The following is a 3247-nucleotide window of genomic DNA, read 5'->3' as shown; positions in this document are numbered from 1 at the left end:
TTGAGAAATTCGAATTTTCGGCGAATGTTGTCTTCACAGTATAACCAGATTGCTTGGGGTTATATGGTCAAGTGAAGAAGCGCATACGGTGGATGCCTTGGCAGTCAGAGGCGATGAAAGACGTGGTAGCCTGCGAAAAGCTTCGGGGAGTCGGCAAACAGACTTTGATCCGGAGATGTCTGAATGGGGGAACCCAGCCATCATAAGATGGTTATCTTACGCTGAATACATAGGCGTAAGAGGCGAACCAGGGGAACTGAAACATCTAAGTACCCTGAGGAAAAGAAATCAACCGAGATTCCCTTAGTAGTGGCGAGCGAACGGGGACTAGCCCTTAAGTGGCTTTGAGATTAGCGGAACGCTCTGGAAAGTGCGGCCATAGTGGGTGATAGCCCTGTACGCGAAAATCTCTTAGTCATGAAATCGAGTAGGACGGAGCACGAGAAACTTTGTCTGAATATGGGGGGACCATCCTCCAAGGCTAAATACTACTGACTGACCGATAGTGAACTAGTACCGTGAGGGAAAGGCGAAAAGAACCCCGGAGAGGGGAGTGAAATAGATCCTGAAACCGTATGCGTACAAGCAGTGGGAGCCCACTTTGTTGGGTGACTGCGTACCTTTTGTATAATGGGTCAGCGACTTATTTTCAGTGGCGAGCTTAACCGAATAGGGGAGGCGTAGCGAAAGCGAGTCTTAATAGGGCGTCTAGTCGCTGGGAATAGACCCGAAACCGGGCGATCTATCCATGGGCAGGTTGAAGGTTGGGTAACACTAACTGGAGGACCGAACCGACTACCGTTGAAAAGTTAGCGGATGACCTGTGGATCGGAGTGAAAGGCTAATCAAGCTCGGAGATAGCTGGTTCTCCTCGAAAGCTATTTAGGTAGCGCCTCATGTATCACTGTAGGGGGTAGAGCACTGTTTCGGCTAGGGGGTCATCCCGACTTACCAAACCGATGCAAACTCCGAATACCTACAAGTGCCGAGCATGGGAGACACACGGCGGGTGCTAACGTCCGTCGTGAAAAGGGAAACAACCCAGACCGTCAGCTAAGGTCCCAAAGTTATGGTTAAGTGGGAAACGATGTGGGAAGGCTTAGACAGCTAGGAGGTTGGCTTAGAAGCAGCCACCCTTTAAAGAAAGCGTAATAGCTCACTAGTCGAGTCGGCCTGCGCGGAAGATGTAACGGGGCTCAAACCATACACCGAAGCTACGGGTATCACGTAAGTGATGCGGTAGAGGAGCGTTCTGTAAGCCTGTGAAGGTGAGTTGAGAAGCTTGCTGGAGGTATCAGAAGTGCGAATGCTGACATGAGTAACGACAATGGGTGTGAAAAACACCCACGCCGAAAGACCAAGGTTTCCTGCGCAACGTTAATCGACGCAGGGTTAGTCGGTCCCTAAGGCGAGGCTGAAAAGCGTAGTCGATGGAAAACAGGTTAATATTCCTGTACTTCTGGTTATTGCGATGGAGGGACGGAGAAGGCTAGGCCAGCTTGGCGTTGGTTGTCCAAGTTTAAGGTGGTAGGCTGAGATCTTAGGTAAATCCGGGATCTTAAGGCCGAGAGCTGATGACGAGTTAACTTTTAGTTAACGAAGTGGTTGATGCCATGCTTCCAAGAAAAGCTTCTAAGCTTCAGGTAACCAGGAACCGTACCCCAAACCGACACAGGTGGTTGGGTAGAGAATACCAAGGCGCTTGAGAGAACTCGGGTGAAGGAACTAGGCAAAATGGCACCGTAACTTCGGGAGAAGGTGCGCCGGTGAGGGTGAAGGACTTGCTCCGTAAGCTCATGCCGGTCGAAGATACCAGGCCGCTGCGACTGTTTATTAAAAACACAGCACTCTGCAAACACGAAAGTGGACGTATAGGGTGTGACGCCTGCCCGGTGCCGGAAGGTTAATTGATGGGGTTAGCTAACGCGAAGCTCTTGATCGAAGCCCCGGTAAACGGCGGCCGTAACTATAACGGTCCTAAGGTAGCGAAATTCCTTGTCGGGTAAGTTCCGACCTGCACGAATGGCGTAACGATGGCGGCGCTGTCTCCACCCGAGACTCAGTGAAATTGAAATCGCTGTGAAGATGCAGTGTATCCGCGGCTAGACGGAAAGACCCCGTGAACCTTTACTATAGCTTTGCACTGGACTTTGAATTTGCTTGTGTAGGATAGGTGGGAGGCTTTGAAGCGTGGACGCCAGTCTGCGTGGAGCCAACCTTGAAATACCACCCTGGCAACTTTGAGGTTCTAACTCAGGTCCGTTATCCGGATCGAGGACAGTGTATGGTGGGTAGTTTGACTGGGGCGGTCTCCTCCTAAAGAGTAACGGAGGAGTACGAAGGTGCGCTCAGACCGGTCGGAAATCGGTCGTAGAGTATAAAGGCAAAAGCGCGCTTGACTGCGAGACAGACACGTCGAGCAGGTACGAAAGTAGGTCTTAGTGATCCGGTGGTTCTGTATGGAAGGGCCATCGCTCAACGGATAAAAGGTACTCCGGGGATAACAGGCTGATACCGCCCAAGAGTTCATATCGACGGCGGTGTTTGGCACCTCGATGTCGGCTCATCACATCCTGGGGCTGAAGCCGGTCCCAAGGGTATGGCTGTTCGCCATTTAAAGTGGTACGCGAGCTGGGTTTAGAACGTCGTGAGACAGTTCGGTCCCTATCTGCCGTGGACGTTTGAGATTTGAGAGGGGCTGCTCCTAGTACGAGAGGACCGGAGTGGACGAACCTCTGGTGTTCCGGTTGTCACGCCAGTGGCATTGCCGGGTAGCTATGTTCGGAATAGATAACCGCTGAAAGCATCTAAGCGGGAAACTAGCCTCAAGATGAGATCTCACTGGAACCTTGAGTTCCCTGAAGGGCCGTCGAAGACTACGACGTTGATAGGTTGGGTGTGTAAGCGCTGTGAGGCGTTGAGCTAACCAATACTAATTGCCCGTGAGGCTTGACCATATAACACCCAAGCAATTTGACTACTCGAAAGAGCATCAGATTGCGGTGTGTGAAGACGAGATGAACCGAAAGTTCGACGCTCACAAAACACCGAAAGCTGTCACATACCCAATTTGCTGAAGCGAAGCCAACTGGCTACGACTCAGTACCCGAATTTCTTGACGACCATAGAGCATTGGAACCACCTGATCCCATCCCGAACTCAGTAGTGAAACGATGCATCGCCGATGGTAGTGTGGGGTTTCCCCATGTGAGAGTAGGTCATCGTCAAGATTAAATTCCGAAACCCC

Annotated in this window: 2 rRNA genes; both read left to right on the top strand. The window is 51.3% G+C overall.

What is annotated here, in order from left to right:
* The first annotated feature begins 65 nt into the window (after positions 1–65).
* Positions 66–2957 (top strand): 23S ribosomal RNA (locus tag FEM54_RS28600).
* Between the two features lie 157 nt (positions 2958–3114).
* Positions 3115–3230: ribosomal RNA gene (gene rrf / locus FEM54_RS28595) — 5S ribosomal RNA — on the top strand.
* Positions 3231–3247 lie beyond the last annotated feature (17 nt).

This window comes from Pseudomonas edaphica (assembly GCF_005863185.1).
GTDB classification, from domain to species: domain Bacteria; phylum Pseudomonadota; class Gammaproteobacteria; order Pseudomonadales; family Pseudomonadaceae; genus Aquipseudomonas; species Aquipseudomonas edaphica.
Note: the sequence above shows the minus strand (reverse complement) of the source record. Positions and strands in the feature narration are given on the sequence as shown.